The sequence below is a fragment of the Streptomyces sp. NPDC088387 genome (genome assembly GCF_044753385.1).
GTDB lineage: Bacteria > Actinomycetota > Actinomycetes > Streptomycetales > Streptomycetaceae > Streptomyces.
In genome coordinates, this window is the sequence record NZ_JBIVNC010000007.1 from 279984 (window position 1) to 297772 (window position 17789).

The 17789-nt window shown below is 72.6% G+C and carries 15 protein-coding genes; 7 read left to right on the forward strand and 8 right to left on the reverse strand.

Features of this window, described 5'->3' with window-relative positions; translation table 11 throughout:
- Positions 1-17: 17 nt before the first annotated feature.
- Together ACIQAC_RS20730 and ACIQAC_RS20735 are read left to right on the forward strand one after the other, a co-directional pair.
- A complete protein-coding gene (locus ACIQAC_RS20730; protein ID WP_402193104.1) occupies positions 18-752 on the forward strand; it encodes a FadR/GntR family transcriptional regulator in 735 nt (244 codons plus the stop codon).
- Between the two features lie 76 nt (positions 753-828).
- Positions 829-1527 carry a gamma-glutamyl-gamma-aminobutyrate hydrolase family protein gene (locus tag ACIQAC_RS20735; RefSeq protein WP_402193106.1) on the forward strand — a complete coding sequence of 233 codons (699 nt, stop codon included), beginning with the start codon at positions 829-831 and terminating at the stop codon, positions 1525-1527.
- A 23-nt stretch (positions 1528-1550) separates the two neighbouring features.
- On the opposite strand, the gene ACIQAC_RS20740 is transcribed toward ACIQAC_RS20735, so the two are convergent.
- From ACIQAC_RS20740 to ACIQAC_RS20750, 3 genes are all read right to left on the reverse strand, one after another.
- Entirely contained in the window at positions 1551-2507 is a 957-nt protein-coding gene (locus tag ACIQAC_RS20740) for a phosphotransferase (protein ID WP_402193108.1), read from the reverse strand.
- Between the two features lie 158 nt (positions 2508-2665).
- Positions 2666-4396 carry a protein kinase gene (locus tag ACIQAC_RS20745; RefSeq protein ID WP_402193109.1) on the reverse strand — a complete coding sequence of 577 codons (1731 nt, stop codon included), beginning with the start codon at positions 4394-4396 and terminating at the stop codon, positions 2666-2668.
- Between the two features lie 245 nt (positions 4397-4641).
- A complete protein-coding gene (locus ACIQAC_RS20750) occupies positions 4642-5577 on the reverse strand; it encodes a LysR family transcriptional regulator (RefSeq protein ID WP_402193111.1) in 936 nt (311 codons plus the stop codon).
- A gap of 70 nt (positions 5578-5647) precedes the next feature.
- Here ACIQAC_RS20750 and ACIQAC_RS20755 point away from each other — a divergent pair, with 70 nt between their 5' ends.
- Positions 5648-6787 (forward strand): TDT family transporter, encoded by a 1140-nt coding sequence (locus ACIQAC_RS20755; protein ID WP_402193112.1) that lies wholly within the window; start codon positions 5648-5650, stop codon positions 6785-6787.
- Here ACIQAC_RS20755 and ACIQAC_RS20760 read toward each other — a convergent pair.
- From ACIQAC_RS20760 to ACIQAC_RS20775, 4 genes are all read right to left on the reverse strand, one after another.
- Positions 6735-7454, reverse strand: a complete 720-nt coding sequence (locus ACIQAC_RS20760) for a helical backbone metal receptor (RefSeq protein WP_402193113.1) — start codon at positions 7452-7454, stop codon at positions 6735-6737. The genes ACIQAC_RS20755 and ACIQAC_RS20760 overlap by 53 nt on opposite strands.
- A gap of 1 nt (position 7455) precedes the next feature.
- Complete coding sequence (locus tag ACIQAC_RS20765; protein WP_402193115.1) at positions 7456-8022, reverse strand: helix-turn-helix domain-containing protein; 567 nt, start codon at positions 8020-8022, stop codon at positions 7456-7458.
- Between the two features lie 466 nt (positions 8023-8488).
- Positions 8489-11095 carry an ABC transporter permease/substrate binding protein gene (locus tag ACIQAC_RS20770; protein WP_402193116.1) on the reverse strand — a complete coding sequence of 869 codons (2607 nt, stop codon included), beginning with the start codon at positions 11093-11095 and terminating at the stop codon, positions 8489-8491.
- Positions 11088-12179 carry a glycine betaine/L-proline ABC transporter ATP-binding protein gene (locus ACIQAC_RS20775; RefSeq protein WP_402193118.1) on the reverse strand — a complete coding sequence of 364 codons (1092 nt, stop codon included), beginning with the start codon at positions 12177-12179 and terminating at the stop codon, positions 11088-11090. Before ACIQAC_RS20775 ends, ACIQAC_RS20770 begins: the two co-directional genes overlap by 8 nt.
- 262 nt (positions 12180-12441) lie before the next feature.
- Between ACIQAC_RS20775 and ACIQAC_RS20780 the strand changes: the two genes are divergently transcribed.
- The 3 genes from ACIQAC_RS20780 (at position 12442) to ACIQAC_RS20790 (ending at position 16100) form a co-directional block, all read left to right on the forward strand.
- Positions 12442-13368, forward strand: coding sequence for a 5'-3' exonuclease H3TH domain-containing protein (locus ACIQAC_RS20780; protein ID WP_402193120.1), 927 nt, complete (start codon positions 12442-12444; stop codon positions 13366-13368).
- A gap of 142 nt (positions 13369-13510) precedes the next feature.
- Positions 13511-14362 carry a siderophore-interacting protein gene (locus tag ACIQAC_RS20785; protein ID WP_402193122.1) on the forward strand — a complete coding sequence of 284 codons (852 nt, stop codon included), beginning with the start codon at positions 13511-13513 and terminating at the stop codon, positions 14360-14362.
- Between the two features lie 211 nt (positions 14363-14573).
- Positions 14574-16100 (forward strand): amino acid permease, encoded by a 1527-nt coding sequence (locus ACIQAC_RS20790; RefSeq protein ID WP_402193123.1) that lies wholly within the window; start codon positions 14574-14576, stop codon positions 16098-16100.
- Positions 16101-16107: 7 nt separating this feature from the next.
- Here ACIQAC_RS20790 and ACIQAC_RS20795 read toward each other — a convergent pair whose 3' ends face one another.
- A complete protein-coding gene (locus ACIQAC_RS20795; RefSeq protein ID WP_402193125.1) occupies positions 16108-16689 on the reverse strand; it encodes a GNAT family N-acetyltransferase in 582 nt (193 codons plus the stop codon).
- Between the two features lie 76 nt (positions 16690-16765).
- Here ACIQAC_RS20795 and ACIQAC_RS20800 point away from each other — a divergent pair, with 76 nt between their 5' ends.
- Positions 16766-17719: an RluA family pseudouridine synthase gene (locus ACIQAC_RS20800; protein ID WP_402193127.1), complete on the forward strand. Its 954-nt coding sequence runs from the start codon at positions 16766-16768 to the stop codon at positions 17717-17719.
- Positions 17720-17789 lie beyond the last annotated feature (70 nt).

A 17789-nucleotide genomic window follows, 5' to 3' on the forward strand; every position in this document is an offset into this window, starting at 1 on the left:
GAAGGGGGCACGGCCGGATGACGGTGGATCGTGCGGACGGGCCCGCCGACGGGTTGACGCCGGTGCTGCGCCCGGTGCGGGCGGGCAACGGCTTCGAGGAGGCGCTGGAGCAGATCCTCCAGATCGTCCGGCTCGGCCTGGTGCCCGGCGGCGGAAGGCTGCCCGCCGAGCGGGAACTGGCGGAGCGGCTGGGGATCAGCCGGGTGACCCTGCGCGAGGTGCTGAAGGTGCTCCAGGACCAGGGCCTGGTGGAGTCGCGGCGGGGGCGGTACGGCGGCACGTTCGTGCTGGCGCGCTCGGACGCGGGCGGCGAGGACGAGCTGCGGCGGCGGGTCGCCGGGGTGGACGTCGAGGACGTACTGCGGTTCCGGGAGGTCCTGGAGGTGGGCGCGGCCGGTCTGTGCGCGGCGCACGGGCTGGAGTACGAGCGGGCGGAGCGGCTGCGCCAGGCCCTGGCCCGCACCCGGGACGCGCCGCTCGGCGACTACCGCCGTTTGGACACCCTGCTCCATCTGACCCTGGCAGAGCTGTGCGGCTCACCCACCCTGACCGCGCAGTACGCGGCCGTACGGGCCACGGTGAACGAACTGCTGGACTGCATCCCGCTCCTGGTGCGCAATCTGGAGCACTCCCAGCGCCAGCACACCGCGCTGGTGGAGGCGGTCCTGGACGGGGACGCGGACGGGGCACGGGAGATCATGCGGGAGCACTGCGCGGGCACGGCGGCGCTGTTGCGCGGTTTCCTGGCGTGAGCGGGCCCGGCCTTGCATTGGACCGCCGTGACGGCAAAGGTATGGGGACGAGCCTTTGTGCGCGGCGGGAGGACGGATGACCGGCAGGCCGTTGATCGGCGTCAGTACGTATCTGGAGTCGGGGACGCGCTGGGGCGTGTGGGAGCTGGAGGCAGTGCTGCTGCCGGCCGGCTATCCACGGCTCGTGCAGCGCGCGGGGGGCCTCGCCGCGCTGCTGCCGCCGGACGCCCCGGCGCTCGCGGCGGCGGCCGTGGCCCGCGTGGACGGACTGGTCGTCGCGGGCGGCCCGGACATGGATCCCCAGTGGTACGGCGCCGAGCGCCATCCCCGGACCGGCCCGCCGGCGCCCGAGCGGGACGCCTGGGAACTGGCCCTGATCGACGCCGCGTTGGCGGCCGGTGTGCCGCTGCTGGGCATCTGCCGGGGGATGCAGCTGCTGAACGTCGCCCTCGGCGGCACCCTCGTCCAGCACCTCGACGGGCATGTGGAGCAGGTCGGCGTCTTCGGCTCGCACCCGGTCAAGCCGGTGCCGGGGACGCGGTACGCGGCCGTGGTGCCGGAGGAGGTCGACGTGCCGACGTACCACCACCAGGCAGTGGACCGCCTCGGTACGGGCCTGGTGCCGTCGGCGTACGCGGCGGACGGCACGGTCGAGGCGATCGAGATGCCGTCCGCGCAGGGCTGGTTGCTCGGCGTGCAATGGCATCCGGAGATGGGCCGGGACGTACGGGTGATGCGGGCGCTGGTGGAGGCGGCCGACGCGCGGAGGGGTTAGCGGACCTGCTGGACCGGCGCCCGTCAGCCCAGTCTCCGTCTGAGCCAGGCCAACGCCGCGTCCGCCTGGGCGCGTTGGAACGGCCGCAGGGTGGGCAGGCCGGGCGGGGCCGGGCGCAGGGAGTTGCGCAGGAAGTAGCCGGCGAGGGCTGCAAGTCCCGCGGTGACGGCGTCCGGGTCGGCGTCCCTGCCGAGGACGTGCTCGGTGAACACCTCCTCCGGGTCGGGGCCGCCCTGCGCGCCGACGCACGGCAGCATCACGAGCAGGTCGAACCAGGGGGCGGCACGGACGGCGTGCGGCCAGTCGACGAAGACGACCCGGCCGTCGCCGGTGAGCAGCATGTTGTCGGCGCGCAGATCGGCGTGGGCGAGGGTGTCACCGGCTGTGGCCTCGGCCCAGGGCGCGGCGAGTTCGGCGAGCCGGGACAGGTGGCTGAAGGTCCAGTCGTCGACGTGCTCGGCGAGGGCGGGATCCTCGCCGGCGAGCAGCCGGTTCCAGCCGCTGAAGTTGCCCTTGAGGGCGTCGGCGGCACTCGGGGCGTCGACGGGGGACGGTGTGAGGCCGCGCGCGAGCTCCGCGACGGCGTCGAGCACCCGGTCCAACTCCTCCGCACGCCAGGGGACTTCGGGCTGACGTCCGTCGACGTCCTCGAGGACCAGGGCGACCCAGGTGCCGTCGTCGTACGTACCGAGGAGGCGGGGCGCCGGGACGTGGGGCGGAAGGGCGGCGGTGTTACGGGCCTCGGCGCGGTGGAGCAGCGGGCTGACCGGGTTGGTGTCCGCGCTGACCGCCTTCACGAAGGCACGGCGGCCGTCGGCGGTGCGCACGCGGGCCGCCGCACCCGGGGAGAAACCGCCGCGCTGGGTCTCGGCGCGGACGACCGGAGCGCCGAGGACGTCGGCGACGGCGGCGCGCAGGGGTGCGGGGAGGTCCTCCCACGGGGTACGCAGGCCGGTGGCGGGCGGCATCATGCAGGGCATCGTGCCGGGCGTGGGCGCGGGGCGCCACGGATTTCTGGCGCCCGTGGTGCGAGGCGCCCGTGGTGCGAGGCGTCCGTGGTGCGAGGCGCGCGGGGTGAGCGGGCGCGGGGCGCGCATGGGGTGAGCACAGGGCGAATAGGCGCCGGGAGCGCACACGCTCAGCTCCGCACCGCGTCCCGCCAGATGGTCATGTCCAGCAGCAGGAAGCTGGATCCCTTGATGTCCCACAGCGCGGTGTTCTTCACCTGGACGACCAGCAACGCCATGTCCCCGTTGCGGTGCTGGACGCAGAACTCGCTGCCCGCCGCCGCGGCGCTCAGCGGGAAGGTGTGGGCCGTGGCGCCCTCCATGATGATCCGGCACTCGTCGAGGGTGGTGCCCTGCGCGCCCATCATCTGCGTGATCGTGCTGGTGTCGCTCTCCAGCGCGCAGCCGAGGTTCTCGCAGGTGAACCGGATGTCACCCGTGCGGTCCTTGCGCTGGTCGGGTGAGGAGAAACTCAGGGAGTTCCCCTCGTCCAGCCGCATCTGCGCGTGGTCCTCGGGCCGCGGCGCCCGGGACCCGGTACCCGCACCGTCGACGCCCGACGCGTCCTCGGACTGCTGTCCACCGGCCGCCGACGCCCCGTCACGGGCCCCGCCGCCTTCGGCCGCGTCGGACCCGTCGGACCCGTTGGACGCAGACGCCTTCGGCCCCGCGGAGCCCGCCGCCGCCCCGCCCCTGTCCCCGCCGCCGTCCGGGACCCACCCGTCCCGCGTCGTCCACGCGAGGCCGCCCACCAGCACGACGCCCGCCGTCACCAGAGCGGCCGTCACGAGTGCCGTGCGTCTGCGGCGGGCCGGGCGCGCGACCGCCACCGGCCGGTGCGTCGGCGCGATCAGGGGCGCGGTGTGCGCCAGGGTCCGGTTGTGGGCGGGGACGCGGTTCTGGGGCGTGGTGCGGGCTTCGGCCACGGTCGGCGCGTCGGCCGGAGTGACGTCGGGGGCCGGCGTCGAGGCGACCGGTGCCGGAACGCTCCGCTCGGGCCCGGTGATCTCCGGCCAGGCCGTCGGCCGTGCGTCCGTGCCGAGTTGGTCCCGGCACCACTCCACGATGTCGGTCAGGGTGGCCCGTTCCGCCGGGTCGTGGGCCAGGCAGCGGGCGATCAGGGGGCGGAGCCCGTCGGGCAGTCCGGAGAGGTCGGGCCGGGTGTGCACGATGCGGTACAGGACGGTCGCCGAGGGTCCGTCGCCGTAGAGCGGTCTGCCCAGGAGGGCGAAGGCGGCCGTCTGGGCGAGGGCGAAGACGTCGGTCGCCGCCGTGACCTCGCCCGCGGTGGCCTGCTCGGGCGCCATGTACTGGGGTGTGCCGAGGGTGGCGCCGGTCGCGGTGTGCGAACTGACGTCGGCGGCCATGGATATGCCGAAGTCGATCACGCGTGGGCCGTCGGAGGCGAGCAGTACGTTCGACGGCTTGAGGTCGCGGTGCACGATTCCGGCGCCGTGGACGGCCTGGAGGGCCTCGGCGATCCCGGCCGTCAGCCACAGCACCGCGGGCACCGGCAGCGGACCGCGCCGGGCGACCGCCTCGGAGAGGGCGGGGCCGGGGACGTAGAGCGTGGCCAGCCAGGGCGGGGTGCCGTCGGCGTCGGCGTCGATCAGCTCGGCGGTGTAGGCGCCTCGGACGCGCTGCGCGGCCGTGATCTCGCGCCGGAACCGGCGCCGGAAGTCGGCGTCGTCGGCGAGCTCCGGGCGCACCACCTTGATCGCGACGGGCCGGCCGCCCTGTGTGTGGGAGAGGTAGACGCGTCCCATGCCGCCGGCGCCGAGCCGGGCCGCGAGGCGGTAACCGGCCACCTGGCGCGGGTCGTCCGCCTGGAGTGGCTGGAACGCCTCCGTCGCATGCCGCATCCCCGAGCCCCCGTTTTCCCCACCCCTACGTGCAACAACGACCCGAATCCTAAGCCACTTCCGCCCCACGCCTCCCGGCTGCCGGGTCGCCCCCCTGCACCCGAAAACCCGGTCACAGCCCCGTCCCGACCCCCGTCAACGCCGCCAAAGGGGCGCGGGGAACTGCGCGACCAGCCCCCACCGACCCGCACTCACCCCCGTACCCGCACCACCCCTTCCCCCTCCCCCCTGGCCCCCGGCCCCCGCTACCCCCGTGTCAGAGCCAACAGCTCCCGGGCCGGGCCGGCAGGGCGATGCCCCGTGCGCCACACGGCGCGCAGGTCGCGGGCCAGCGCGGCCCCCTCGACCGGCACACTCACCAACCGCCGCATAGCGAGCTCCTCCCGCACGGCAAGTTCACTCAGCACCGCGGGCCCGGCATTGCTGACGGCCGCCGCCTTCACGGCCGTGGTGGAGGAGAGCTCGATAAGAGGCCGCGCAAGCCCCCCGAGCGCGGTCTCGAGAACCTGCCGCGTACCGGACCCCTCCTCCCGCAGGATCAGCGGCGTCGCGGCAAGCTCCGCGGCCGCCAGCGGCTTCCGGCGCCGCGCCCAGGGATGGGCGGGGGCGGTGACGACGATGAGCTGGTCGTGCGCGATGACCACGGAGTCCAGTCCGGACGGCACGGTCAGCCCCTCCACAAACCCCAGGTCCGCCTCGTCGGCGAGCAGCCGCTCCGCCACCGACGTGGAGTTGCCGGCGAGAAGCGACACGGCCGTGTCGGGGCGCTCCGCACGCAGGGCCAGCAGCCAGCCCGGCAACAGGTACTCGGCGATCGTCATACTCGCCGCGACCCGCAGCCGCGAGTCCCGCCGGTCCCGCAGCGCCTGCGCCCCCGCGTCGAACGCCTCCGCCGCCTCCACGACCCGCCGCGCCCAGTCGGTGACGAGCGCGCCCGCGTCCGTGAGCCGGGAGCCGCGCGGTGAGCGGTCGACGAGCGCGACCCCCAACTGCCGTTCCATCGAGCGGATCCGGCTGCTGGCGGCGGGCTGGCTGACGCCCACCTCGCGGGCGGCCGCGCCGAGACTGCCCAGCCGGGCCACCGCGAGGAGCAGTTCCAGCGCCCCGAGATCCGGCACCCGGTGGGCCAGTGAACCCGGGGCCGGCCGATGGTCCGAGCCGTGTTCCTCCATGCTGCTCATAACCCCACCTTATGTCCCCATAGAAGGGAACTCCCTGGTGGCGGGCCCCGGGCGGCGGGACCGTACGGACATGGTCACCGCCGCCCATCCCCTGCCACTGCCCACCACCCCGGGCCGGCCGCGCACACCCTCCGTCCGTCACCTCGGGCCGAACTGGTACTCGTCCGTCATGGGCACCGCCGTCGTCGCCACCGCGGGCGCCACGCTCCCGGTGCACGTCCCGGGCCTGCGCGCCGCCTGCGCGGCCGTATGGGCCCTGTCCCTCGTGCTCCTCACCACCCTGCTCGCCGCCCGCGCCCTGCACTGGCGCCACCACCGCGACCGGGCCCGCGCGCATCTCCTCGACCCGGCCGTGGCCCCGTTCTACGGCTGTCTGGCGATGGCCCTGCTCGCGGTGGGCGGCGGTGCCGTGACCGTCGGCGCCGACTGGATCGGCACCAGGGCGGCGGTCGCGCTCGACGCCGTGCTCTTCACCGCCGGTACGGCCGTCGGGCTGGCGGCGGCGGTCGCGGTGCCGTACCTGATGGCCGTACGCCACCGGGTCGAGCCCGGTCAGGCCAGTCCGGTGTGGCTGCTGCCGGTCGTCGCGCCCATGGTGTCGGCCGCGCTGGGACCGCTGCTCGTGCCGCATCTGCCGGCCGGGCAGCCCCGGGAGACGCTGCTGCTGGCCTGTGTCGCGATGTTCGGGCTGAGCCTGTGCGCCACGATGCTGATGCTGCCGCTGGTCTTCGCCCGGCTGCTCACGGGCGGTCCGCTGCCGCTCGCGCAGGCGCCGACGCTGTTCCTGGTGCTCGGCCCGCTGGGGCAGTCGACCACGGCCACCGGGAAGTTCGCGGACGTGGCGCCGGGGGTGGTGCCGGCGCCGTACGGCGAGGGGTTCGGCGTCTTCGCGGTGCTGTACGGCGTACCGGTCATGGGATTCGCGCTGCTGTGGGCCGTGCTGGCCACCGCGTACGTGGTGCGCGCCCGGCGGGACGGCATGGGCTTCTCGATGACGTGGTGGGCGTTCACCTTCCCGGTGGGCACCTGTGTCACCGGCGCCGAGTCGCTGGCCCGGCACACCGGCCTCGCCGCCTTCGACGGCCTCGCGGTCCTGCTGTACGTCGTCCTGGTCGCGGCCTGGGTCACCGCCGCCGGGCACACCGTGCACGGGCTGGTCAGCGGGACGCTGCTCGCAGGGCCGCGCCCAGCACCCGCGGCGCCTCGGTGAGCGACGGCCCGTACCAGGTCAGGGACCGGCCGTCGACGAGGGCGCAGGGCAGTCCCGGGAAGGCCTCGGGACCGTCGTCGGCGGTGAAGCGGTACGGCTCGTCGGGCAGGACAACGAGGTCCGGCTTGGCGTCGAGGAGTTCCGGCAGCCCGATCTTCGGATAGCGCTCGTCGTGGGTCTTGTACAGGTGGTCGACACCGAGGCGGGCGAGGACGTCGCCGGCGAAGGTGTCGCGGCCCAGCACCATCCAGGGCCGCCGCCAGATCGGCACCACGGCGGTAGTACGGCCCTCTGGCGCGGGCGGCGACGACCAGGCGGCCTCGGCCTCGTCCAGCCACCTCGGGCGTGTCCGGGCGCCGCACGCGTCGAGGACCCGGGCGAGTTCCCGCAGGGCGCCCGGCACGTCCCGCACCTCGGTGACGAGCACCCCGGTCCCAGTGGCGCGCAGGGCGTCCAGGTCGGGCGCGCGGTTCTCCTCCTCGTTGGCGATCACGAGGTCGGGGCGCAGGGCGGCGATCCGCGCCACGTCCGGGTTCTTGGTCCCGCCGATCCGGGTGACGTCGAGACCGGCCGGGTGGGTGCACCAGTCGGTGGCGCCGACGAGGACGCCGGGCAGGGACTCGGCGACCGCCTCGGTGAGCGAGGGCACCAGGGAGACGACCCGCACGCTAGGGTCGCCGGTCCTGCACGGCCTCGATGTGTTCGGCGACGGCGACGACCAGGACGCGGGTCTCGGGCACGGTGGCCCGCCACCGGTGCCGCACCCCGCCGGTGAGGTACAGCGAGTCGCCGCGGCCGAGCCGGTACGCGCGGCCCTCCGCCTCGATCTCGACGGCGCCGTCGACGACGTACATCAACTGGTCGTTGCGGTGCTGGAATTCACGGCCCGCCTCGTGGTCGCCGGTGAACTCCGTGGCCTGCATCTGGTGGTGACCCCGCACCAGGGAACGCGCCTGCGGCTGCGGGGTCAGTTCGGCGGACTCCGCGCGCATCACGTCGACGCTGCACGCCGGGTCGGCCGCGGCGAGGAGTTCGACGGCGGTGGTGCGCAGCGCGTCGGCGACCTTCTCCAGGGAGCTGCGGCTCGGGCGTGCCCTGTCGTTCTCGACCTGGCTGAGGAAGGGCACCGAGAGGCCGCTGCGCTCGGCCACGACGGCGAGCGTGAGGTCCAGGGCCCGGCGGCGGCGCCGCACGGCCGCGCCCACGCGCGGTGGCTGTTCTTTGTGGTCGCCCATCGCTCCGGCTCCCTCCTTCGCTCGTCGGCCCGGGTGTTCCGATTCGCCTTCTGATGACTTCTCTGCACCCTACGCATGTTCGGCAAACCGTTTCCCGCGCCCGTCATATCGGCGACACATTGTCTGAGGTCCTACGTCACAGTTCACGCCAGTACTGACGGTCACACGAAGTGCGCGGACGCCGGTCCGGCGCCCGGGAGGGGCCCGCACGCCGGGTTCCCGGCGATTCGAGCCGTACTTGAACGGCCCTGGCCACTCTCTGTGGTTGTCCGGATTCTTGCTGTCACGCGGGGGGCACGCCGAGTGTGACGCGGGCGGCATGCCAAGTGTGCCGCGGGTGGCACGCCAAGAGGGGTGGCTCCCGCCGTCGCGTTCGCACGCGCGGCGGGAGCCACCCCTCGGGAGAGGGCTCCGGGGCCGTCAGGTCACCCGGGCCCCGTCGTGGGCCGGACCGTGGGGCCGGCGGTCACGGGGGCGTCATGCGGCCCACCATGTCCGGGTGGTCCTCCAGCCAGGCGGCGACGGCCTCCTCCTCGTGGCCCTGGCCGCGGTCCTTGATCTCCGCCTCCAGGGTGCCGAGCTCGTCCTCGCTCATCCGGAAGCTCTTGATCCACTTCGTGAGCTGCGGGTACTGCTCGGGGAACTTCTCGCTGGAGATGGTGCGGATGGTGTTGCCCTCGCCGAAGGCCTTCTGCGGGTCCTTCAGCTTGGTCAGCTCGTACTCGCTGTAGGCCCAGTGCGGCGACCACAGGGCGACGGCGACCGGCTCCTTCTTGGCGTAGGCGCGCTTGAGTTCGGCGAGCATCGCCGGGGTGGAGCCGTCGACGACCTTGTACTCCTCCAGGCCGTAGCCGGGCACGACCTTGTTCTTGAGCAGGTCCATCTCGCCGGTGCCGGGCTCGATGCCGACGATCCTGCCGTCGAACAGGTCGGACTTGCCCTTGAGGTCGGCCAGTGACTTCACGTCCTTGACGTAGGACGGCACGGCGATCTCCAGGGAGGTCGGTTCGTACCAGGTGCCCAGGTCGTTGAGTCTGTCCTTGTGCTTGTCCCAGTAGTTCTTCTGGGCGTACGGCAGCCAGGCGTCGAAGTTGAGGTCCAGGTCGCCGGCGGCGAGGCCGGTGTAGACCGGGCCGACGTCCATCTGCTTGAGGTTCAGCTTGTAGCCGCGCCGCTCCAGGACGTTCTTCCAGAGGTAGGTCACGGCGATGTCCTCGTCCCAGGGGAACCAGGCCACGTCGATGGCGCGCTTGGCCTCGGCGGGGGTGCCGCCGCCCTGCTGCACCGGCGCCCACTCGTCGACCACACCGGGGTTCTGCTTCAGCCAGGCGCGGACGGCCTCCTGCTGCTTGCCCTTGCCGGTCTTGTTGATCTCGGCTTCCAGGCTGGTGAGTTGCTTCTCCGTCATGGAGAAGTCCTTCAGCCACTGGGCGACGACGGGGTTGTCGTCGCCGAAGCCCTTGCGGGACAGGGTGTGCACACCGTCGCTCGCGCCCCAGGCGCCCTTCGGGTCCTTGAGCTTCTTCAGGTCGTAGTCGTTGTACGCCCAGTGCGGCGACCAGAGCGTGACGACGATCGGCTCCTTCTTGGCGTAGGCCCGCTTGAGCTGCGCGAGCATCGCCGGGGTGGAGCTGTCGACGACCTGGTACTCCTTGTCGAGGCCGTACTCCTTGAGGACCTTGCTCTTGAGCAGGGACATCTCGCCGGCGCTGGCCTCGATGCCGGTGATCTTCCCGCCGAACTCGCCCGCCTTGCCCTTGAGGTCCTCCATGGAGTTGATGTCCTCCATGTAGCTGGGCACCGACAGTTCCAGGGACGTCTTGTCGTACCAGGAGCCGAGGTCGTCGAGCTGCTTGCCGTACTTCTTCCAGTACTCGGCGTGGGTCGTCGGCAGCCACGAGTCGGTCTCGAAGTCGATGTCGCCGGCGGCCAGCGAGGTGTACATCGGTCCGGCGTCGAGCTGCTTGGCCTCGACCTCGAAGCCGCGCTGCTCCAGCATCTCCTTCCAGAGGAAGGTGGAGGCGACGCCCTCGTCCCAGGGGATGTAGCCGATGGTGAGCTTCTTGCCCTGGCCGACGTTGTCGCTGCCGGCGGTCTCCTCGGTGGAGCTGCCGCCGAAGATGCCGAGGCCGCCCGCCACGAGGGCGAGGACGAGGACACCGGCCATGGCGACGGCCGGACGCGGCCGGTACGACCAGACCTTCATGGCGTGTGCGGCGCGCAGCCGGGCGGCGGCGCGGCGGGCCATCGGCGACACCTGGGTGCCGAGGGCGCTCGTCATGCGGTCGAGGTAGATCGCGAGGATCACGATGGCGACGCCGGCCTCGGAGCCGAGGCCCACGTTGAGCTGGCCGAGCGCCTCGTTGACGTCGGCGCCGAGGCCGTCGGCGCCGACCATGCCGGCGATGGCCGCCATGGACAGGCCGAGCATGATGACCTGGTTGACGCCGGCCATGACGGTCGGCAGGGCGAGCGGCAGCTGGACGCGGAGCAGGATGTCGCGGCGGCTGGTGCCGAACGCCTCGGCGGCCTCGACGAGGTCCTTGTCGACCTGCCGGATGCCCAGTTCGGTCATCCGGACGCCGGGGGCCAGCGCGAAGATCAGGGTGGCGACGATGCCGGCGGGGGCGCCACTGCCGAAGAACAGGATCGCCGGGATGAGGTAGATCATCGCGGGCAGCGTCTGCATGAAGTCCAGTACGGGCCGGACCAGGCCGCTGACCCGTTCGGAGCGGGCCGCCCAGATGCCGAGCGGGACCGCGATCACCAGGGCGATGATCGTGGCGACGAGGACCAGGGAGAGGGTCATCATCGCGTTCTCCCACAGTTCCAGGGAGTCGATGAACGCGAAGCCCAGGAAGGAGAGCACTCCGGCGACCGTGCCGCGCAGCCAGAACGCGATCACCGCGAAGATGCCGGCGAGGAGCAGCGGTTCGGGCGCCTGGAGTACGGCGTCGATGCCGTCGTAGAGGCCGAGGAAGACGGTCTTGAGGAACTCGAACAGCCAGGAGACGTTGTCGAGCAGCCAGTCGACGGCGCTGTTGACCCAGTCGCCGAAGGGGATCCTAGGCACGGGCGACCACCTTGTCGCCGCCCTTGTCCCGCGGGGAGTCGCAGGCCTCGGGCGCGGTGCCCTCCTGGTCGCCCATGAAGGCGACGAGGCGCTGCCGCTGGACGACACCGACGACCTGGTGCCGCTTGTCGAGCACGGCGACGGGGTGCGTCAGCCGGGCGCTGATCGCGCACAGTTCGTTGAACGGCGTGTCGAGGGTGGCGGTCGCGCAGCCGCAGTCGGCCTCGTCGCCGTGGACGTCGGTGTCCATGACGGCGTCGGCGGTGAGCACGCGGGAGCGGTCGACGTCCTGGATGAAGGAGGCGACGTAGTCGTTGGCGGGGCGCAGCAGGATGTCCTCGGCGCTGCCGTTCTGCACGATCTCGCCGTCGCGCATGACGGCGATGCGATCGCCCAGGCGCATGGCCTCGTTGAGGTCGTGGGTGATGAAGACGATGGTCTTCTTCAGGGTCCGCTGGAGCGTCAGCAGCTGGTCCTGCATGTCACGGCGGATCAGCGGGTCGAGCGCACTGAAGGACTCGTCCATGAGCAGCAGGTCGGCGTTGGTGGCGAGCGCGCGGGCGAGGCCCACGCGCTGCTGCATGCCGCCGGAGAGCTCGTCGGGCCAGGACTTCTCCCAGCCTTCGAGGCCGGTGAGGGCGAGGGCCTCGGCGGCGCGCCGCTCCCGCTCCTTGCGGGGCACGCCCTGCACGGCGAGGCCGTAGGCGGCGTTCTCCAGCACGCTGCGGTGCGGGAAGAGCGCGAAGTGCTGGAAGACCATGCTGATCTTGTGGGCCCGGACCGCGCGCAGATCGCGGTCGCTGAGCGCGGTGAGGTCCTGGCCGTCGAAGCGGACGGTGCCCTCGGTCGGTTCCAGCAGTCCGTTGAGCATGCGCAGCAACGTGGACTTGCCGGACCCGGACAGGCCCATGACGACGAAGATCTGGCCAGGTTCCACGGTGAAGGAGGCGTCGATCACGGCGGCGGTGGTGCCGTCGGCGCGCAGCTCCTCCCGGTCAACTCCGTCGTGGAGCCTTCGGACTGCCTCGTCCGGTCGTCTGCCGAACACCTTGTACAGGTGTTCGGCCTCAAGCCTGGATGACACGCGAACCTCTTGGATAGGGGGCAGGGAACGGAGTGACGCCGGGCCGTGGAGCGGTTGAAAGTGCAACCGGCATCAGTCCGAGGCGGCGCCTGCCCCGGCGCCTCCAGGTCAAACGCATGCGTGTTCCAGTTCACATGCCATTCACTTGCGGAGTGACGGCATCCGCGACTCGCGTCGAGATGCGATGTCCGCGACCCGCCCCCTCGGAGCGCGCGGCCGGTGACTCCGGGCGGCTGTCAGTGCCGTACGGCATGATGCGAACGTGACCGGACAGCTGATGCTCCTCGACACCGCCTCGCTCTACTTCCGCGCCTACTTCGGCGTCCCGGAGTCCGTGAAAGCCGCGGACGGCACGCCGGTGAACGCCGTGCGCGGACTGCTGGAGTTCATCGAACGCCTGGTCCGGGACCACCGTCCCGGGCACCTGGTGGCATGCATGGACGCCGACTGGCGCCCGCAGTGGCGGGTCGACCTGATCCCGTCGTACAAGGCGCACCGCGTCGCCGAGGAGCGCGCCGCCGGTCCGGACGAGGAGCAGGTGCCGGACACGCTGTCGCCGCAGGTGCCGGTCATCGAGGCGGTCCTGGACGCGCTCGGCATCGCACGCGTGGGCGTCGCGGGGTACGAGGCGGACGACGTGATCGGCACGTTCACCGCGCGGGCGAGCGGCCCGGTCGACATCGTCACCGGCGACCGCGACCTCTACCAGCTGGTGGACGACGCGCGCGGGGTGCGGGTGCTGTATCCCCTCAAGGGCGTCGGCATGCTCCAGCTCACCGACGAGACGGTGCTGCGCGAGAAGTACGGCGTGGACGGCCCGGGGTACGCGGAGATGGCACTGCTGCGCGGCGACCCCAGCGACGGACTGCCGGGAGTGCCCGGCATCGGCGAGAAGACGGCGGTGAAGCTGCTCGACGAGTTCGGTGACGTGGCCGGCGTCATGGCCGCGCTCGACGACCCGAAGGCGAAGCTGACGCCGTCGCAGCGCAAGCGGCTGGCCGAGGCGCGGCCCTATGTCGAGGTCGCCCCGAAGGTGATCCGGGTCGCGGACGACGTCCCGCTGCCGTCCGTCGACACGGTGCTGCCGCGCGAGCCCCGCGACAAGGTGGCGTTGGACGAACTCGCGGCCCGGTGGAACCTCGGCGGATCCCTGAACCGCCTGCTGTTGACGCTGAACGCCGTGGCCTGAGCGCGTCCGCCCTGCTCCAAAGGTGTGGTGCGACCGCTCTCCCGGATGAGAAACGTGGTCATTCACGCCTCAACGAGAGGTGTCCACCGGAACGGAGTGCTAACTTAGGTAAACCTAAGCATGGAACAGCAGGGAGGCTGTCATGGCAGCACGTCCGGCCCGTAGGCCGCCGAAGCCGCACACCGCGCAGGTCGTTCGCACCGAGCGGCTTACTCCCCACATGCAGCGTGTGGTGCTGGGCGGCGACGGCCTCGCCGACTTCGAGGCGGGCACCTGCACCGATCACTATGTGAAGCTGCTGTTCCCCGCCGAGGGTGTCACCTATCCCGAGCCCTTCGACATCCAGCGCATCCGGGACGAGTTCCCGCGCGAGCAGTGGCCGGTGACGCGGACCTACACCGTGCGCGCCTGGGACCCCGGGCTGCGCCGGCTCACCCTTGACTTCGTGATCCACGGCGACGAGGGTCTGGCCGGCCCGTGGGCGCTGCGCGTCCAGCCCGGCGAGACCGTGCGTTTCCTCGGCCCCGGCGGCGCCTACGCGCCCGACCCCAAGGCCGACTGGCATCTGCTGGTGGGCGACGAGAGTGCGCTGCCGGCCATCGCCGCCGCCCTTGAGGCGCTGCCGGACGGTGCCGAGGTGCGGGCGCTGGTGGAGATCGCCGGTCCGGAGGAGGAGCAGAAGATCGACTCCGACGCGGAGGTCGTCTGGCTGCACCGCGGGGACCGGCCGGTCGGCCAGGCGCTGCTGGAGGCCGTACGGGAGCTGCGCTTCCCGGAGGGCCGGATGCACGCCTTTGTGCACGGCGAGGCGGCCTGGGTGAAGGAGCTTCGCCGGATGCTGCGCGTCGAGCACGAGGTGCCGCGCGAGGACCTGTCCGTCTCCGGCTACTGGCGGCTCGGCCACGACGAGGACGGCTGGCAGGCGGCGAAGCGGGACTGGAACGCCAGGATCGAGGCCGAGCAGGAGACCGGCGGGGCGCAGTCGGCGGCCTGACCCTGAGCGGCCCACGGATGTGAGGCGGCGGCACCCCGAGGGTGCCGCCGCCTCGTCGTGTCCGGGTGCGCGGGGCGGCGGTTCCGTATCTCTTCGGCGGGCGTGAGGAGTTGGGCCCGGCCCGGACACGCCGGCGTGACACCACCGAAACAGCGCGTCCCTAATTTCTGTCGCCCGACAGGAATTACTCGCGCCCGAGGCAGGTGCCACCGTGACCACCACCGCTGACTCCGACGTCCGCCCCGATCCGCCGGGCTCCCCCGGGGACGGCTCCCTCGCCGAGTTCGGCTACCGCCAGGAACTGCACCGCAGCCTGGGCCGGTACGCCTCGTTCGCGGCCGGGTTCTCCTTCATCTCCGTCCTGACGACCGTCTTCCAGTTCTTCGCCATCGGGTACTTCTTCGGCGGGCCGGTCTTCTTCTGGGCCTGGCCCGTAGTGCTCGTCGGGCAGCTGCTGGTGGCCGCGTGCTTCGCGGAGCTGGCGGCGCGCTATCCGATCTCGGGCGCGATCTACCAGTGGTCGACGCGGCTGTCGAACGCCACGTTCGGCTGGTTCGCCGGCTGGATCATGGTGATCGGGCAGATCGTGGTGGTCGCGGCGGCGGCGCTCGCGCTCCAGATGGTGCTGCCCGCGATCTGGTCGGGCTTCCAGCTGATCGGCGACGACCCGGCCCCGACCTCGCCCGACGGCGCGGCCAACGCGGCCCTCCTCGGCGTCTGCCTGCTGGCGCTCACCACACTGGTGAACGTCCTCGACAACCGCGTCCTCTCCCTCGTCAACCGCGTCGGCGTCACCGCCGAGATCATCGGCGCCGTACTGATCGTCGTCCTCCTGCTCACCCACTCCGAGCGCACCCCCGGCATCACCTTCCACACCACCGGCGCGGCGCAGTCGGGCCTGCTGGGCGCGCTGTTGGTGGGCTCGTTCACGGCGGCGTACGTGATGATCGGGTTCGACAGCGCGGGCGAGATGAGCGAGGAGACCCACCAGCCACGCCGTACGGCCCCGCGCACCATCCTCGTCGCGCTCGGCGCGGCCGGACTGCTCGGCGGGCTGATCGTGCTGGGCGGGCTGCTGGCCGCGCCGAGCCTCACCGACGGACGGCTCGCCGTCGACGGCCTGAGCTACGTCCTCACCAGCAGCCTCGGTGACGGCGTCGGGCGGCTGCTGCTGGCCGACGTGGTCGTGGCGATCGCCGTGGCCACGCTCGCGATCCAGACGTCGGCGTGCCGGATGCTGTTCTCCATGGCCCGCGACGGCCGGCTGCCCTTCTCCGGCCGGCTCGCCCGCGTCAACCCGCGCACCGGCATGCCGCACGCCCCCGCCCTGGTCGTCGGCCTCCTCGCGGCGGCCCTGCTGCTCCTCAACTTCGCCTCGCCGGAGGCGTTCCTGGCCATCGGCACCACCTGCATCGCCATGCTCTACCTGGCCTACGCCATGGTCACCGGCCCCCTCCTGCTCGCCCGCCTGCGCGGCCGCTTCGCCACCACGACCGACACCGACGAGACCGGCGCCCCCCTCTTCTCCCTCGGCCGCTGGGGCACCCCGGTCAACACCCTCGCCCTCCTCTACGGCCTCCTGATGACCATCAACCTGGCCTGGCCCCGCGCCGCGGTGTACGACCCGGCGGGCGGCCACTGGTACTTCCAGTGGTTCACCGTGCTGTTCCTGACGGCGACGGTCGCCACCGGGGCCGGGTACCGGCTGTGGAAGGGGCGGTCGGAACAGGCACTGTGACGCCGGGTCAGTCGCCGCGTACGCGGGCGTGGAGGTGCATGTCGTGCCAGCCGTCCGCGTGGAGGCCCGCGGCGCGCTTGGTGCCCTCCAGGGTGAAGCGGGTGCGGGTGGCGACGCGGCAGGACGCCTCGTTGGCGACGGAGTGGGTGAGTTCGATGCGCTGGAAGCCGATCTCGTCGAGGGCCCAGTGGGCGAGCGCGTCGGCGGCACGGGCGGCGACACCCCGGCCGCGCGCGGCGGCGACCGTCCAGTACGCGATCTCCGCCGTGCCGTCGGCCGGCACGATGTCCCGCAGCGCGACCCGCCCGAGCAGGGCGTCGGAGGCCTCGTCGACCACGGCGAACTGCGCGCCGCGCTCGGCACGCCAGTCCCGGTGCCAGTCGTCGATCCAGCCCCGGACCTCCTCCTCGGAGTCGGCGGCCCGCAGATGCCAGCGATGCATCACCGGGTCCTGGAAGGCCTGGTGCACGGCCCGCGCGTCACCGCTCCGCCAGGGGCGCAGCCGCACGCCGTCACCGGCGGGTATCTCGGGCTGGGCGGTCCGGGAGAGGTCTCCCGCGGTCAGCACGTCACGCGTCAGGAAGGGCATACACCGCATCCTGCCGGGCCGCGCGGGGATGATCACAGTGCTTTTCCGCACGCCCACCTCGTACCCTGATCCCGAGATGAGACGCCGTACCCCTCCCCCGCCCGCCCCGCTTCCGCAGCGCGACGGGATCGACCCCGTGCGGGTGCGGCTGCCCGCCGAGGGCGGCTGGACGACCGTACGGGAGCATCTGATCGAGCGGCTGTCGGGGGCCGGGGCCGGTGTTGTCGACGGGATGTTCGAGGCCGGGCTCGTCGTGGATGCCGACGGGCGGCCCGTGGCTCCGGACGCCGGATTCGTGCCGGGGATGTACGTGTGGTTCCACCGCGAGCTGCCGTACGAGGTCCCGGTGCCGTTCCCGCTGGAGATCGTGTACCGCGACGAGCACATCGTCGTCGCCGACAAACCGCACTTCCTGGCGACGACACCGCGCGGCAGCCATGTCACCCAGACAGCACTCGCCCGGCTCCGCCGCGAGCTCGGTCTGCCGACGCTGGGCGCCGCGCACCGCCTCGACCGGCTCACCGCGGGCCTGGTCCTGTTCACCGTACGGCCCGCCGAACGCGGCGCCTACCAGGGGCTGTTCCGGGAGCGCCGGATGCGCAAGGAGTACGAGGCCGTGGCCCCGTACGATCCCGGGCTCGCCCTGCCCCGCACGGTCCGCAGCCGGATCCTCAAGGAGCGCGGGGTGCTCGCCGCCCAGGAGATCGACGGCGAGCCCAACGCGGTCAGCCACATCGAACTCGTCGAGCGCCGGGCCGACGGTCTCGGCCGGTACCGGCTGGTGCCGCACACCGGCCAGACCCATCAGCTGCGGGTGCACATGAGCGCGCTGGGCGTGCCGATCCTCGGCGATCCGCTCTATCCGGCGGTGGCCGCCCCCGTACCGCCCGGCGACTTCCGTCACCCGCTCCAACTGCTCGCGCGGGGACTGGAGTTCACCGACCCGGTGACGGGGGCGGAACACCGGCTGCGCAGCACCCGGGTGCTCGGGGCGTGGGCGTGGCCGGAGGAGTGGGCGGCCGGGCGCTAGGCCGTGTCCGCGAAGTCCGCCCGCGGACAGGATCTGGCCCGCGGACACGACCTGGCCCCGGAACCCGGCG

Excerpts from the sequence above, each read along its gene's own strand:
- ACIQAC_RS20765 (WP_402193115.1), bottom strand. The coding sequence starts at position 8,022 with ATGGGCGACCACAAAGAACAGCCACCGCGCGTGGGCGCGGCCGTGCGG.
- ACIQAC_RS20740 (WP_402193108.1), bottom strand. The coding sequence starts at position 2,507 with ATGCCCTGCATGATGCCGCCCGCCACCGGCCTGCGTACCCCGTGGGAG.
- ACIQAC_RS20745 (WP_402193109.1), bottom strand. The coding sequence starts at position 4,396 with ATGCGGCATGCGACGGAGGCGTTCCAGCCACTCCAGGCGGACGACCCG.
- ACIQAC_RS20800 (WP_402193127.1), top strand. The coding sequence starts at position 16,766 with ATGAGACGCCGTACCCCTCCCCCGCCCGCCCCGCTTCCGCAGCGCGAC.
- ACIQAC_RS20795 (WP_402193125.1), bottom strand. The coding sequence starts at position 16,689 with ATGCCCTTCCTGACGCGTGACGTGCTGACCGCGGGAGACCTCTCCCGG.
- ACIQAC_RS20735 (WP_402193106.1), top strand. The coding sequence starts at position 829 with ATGACCGGCAGGCCGTTGATCGGCGTCAGTACGTATCTGGAGTCGGGG.
- ACIQAC_RS20730 (WP_402193104.1), top strand. The coding sequence starts at position 18 with ATGACGGTGGATCGTGCGGACGGGCCCGCCGACGGGTTGACGCCGGTG.
- ACIQAC_RS20785 (WP_402193122.1), top strand. The coding sequence starts at position 13,511 with ATGGCAGCACGTCCGGCCCGTAGGCCGCCGAAGCCGCACACCGCGCAG.
- ACIQAC_RS20750 (WP_402193111.1), bottom strand. The coding sequence starts at position 5,577 with ATGAGCAGCATGGAGGAACACGGCTCGGACCATCGGCCGGCCCCGGGT.
- ACIQAC_RS20755 (WP_402193112.1), top strand. The coding sequence starts at position 5,648 with ATGGTCACCGCCGCCCATCCCCTGCCACTGCCCACCACCCCGGGCCGG.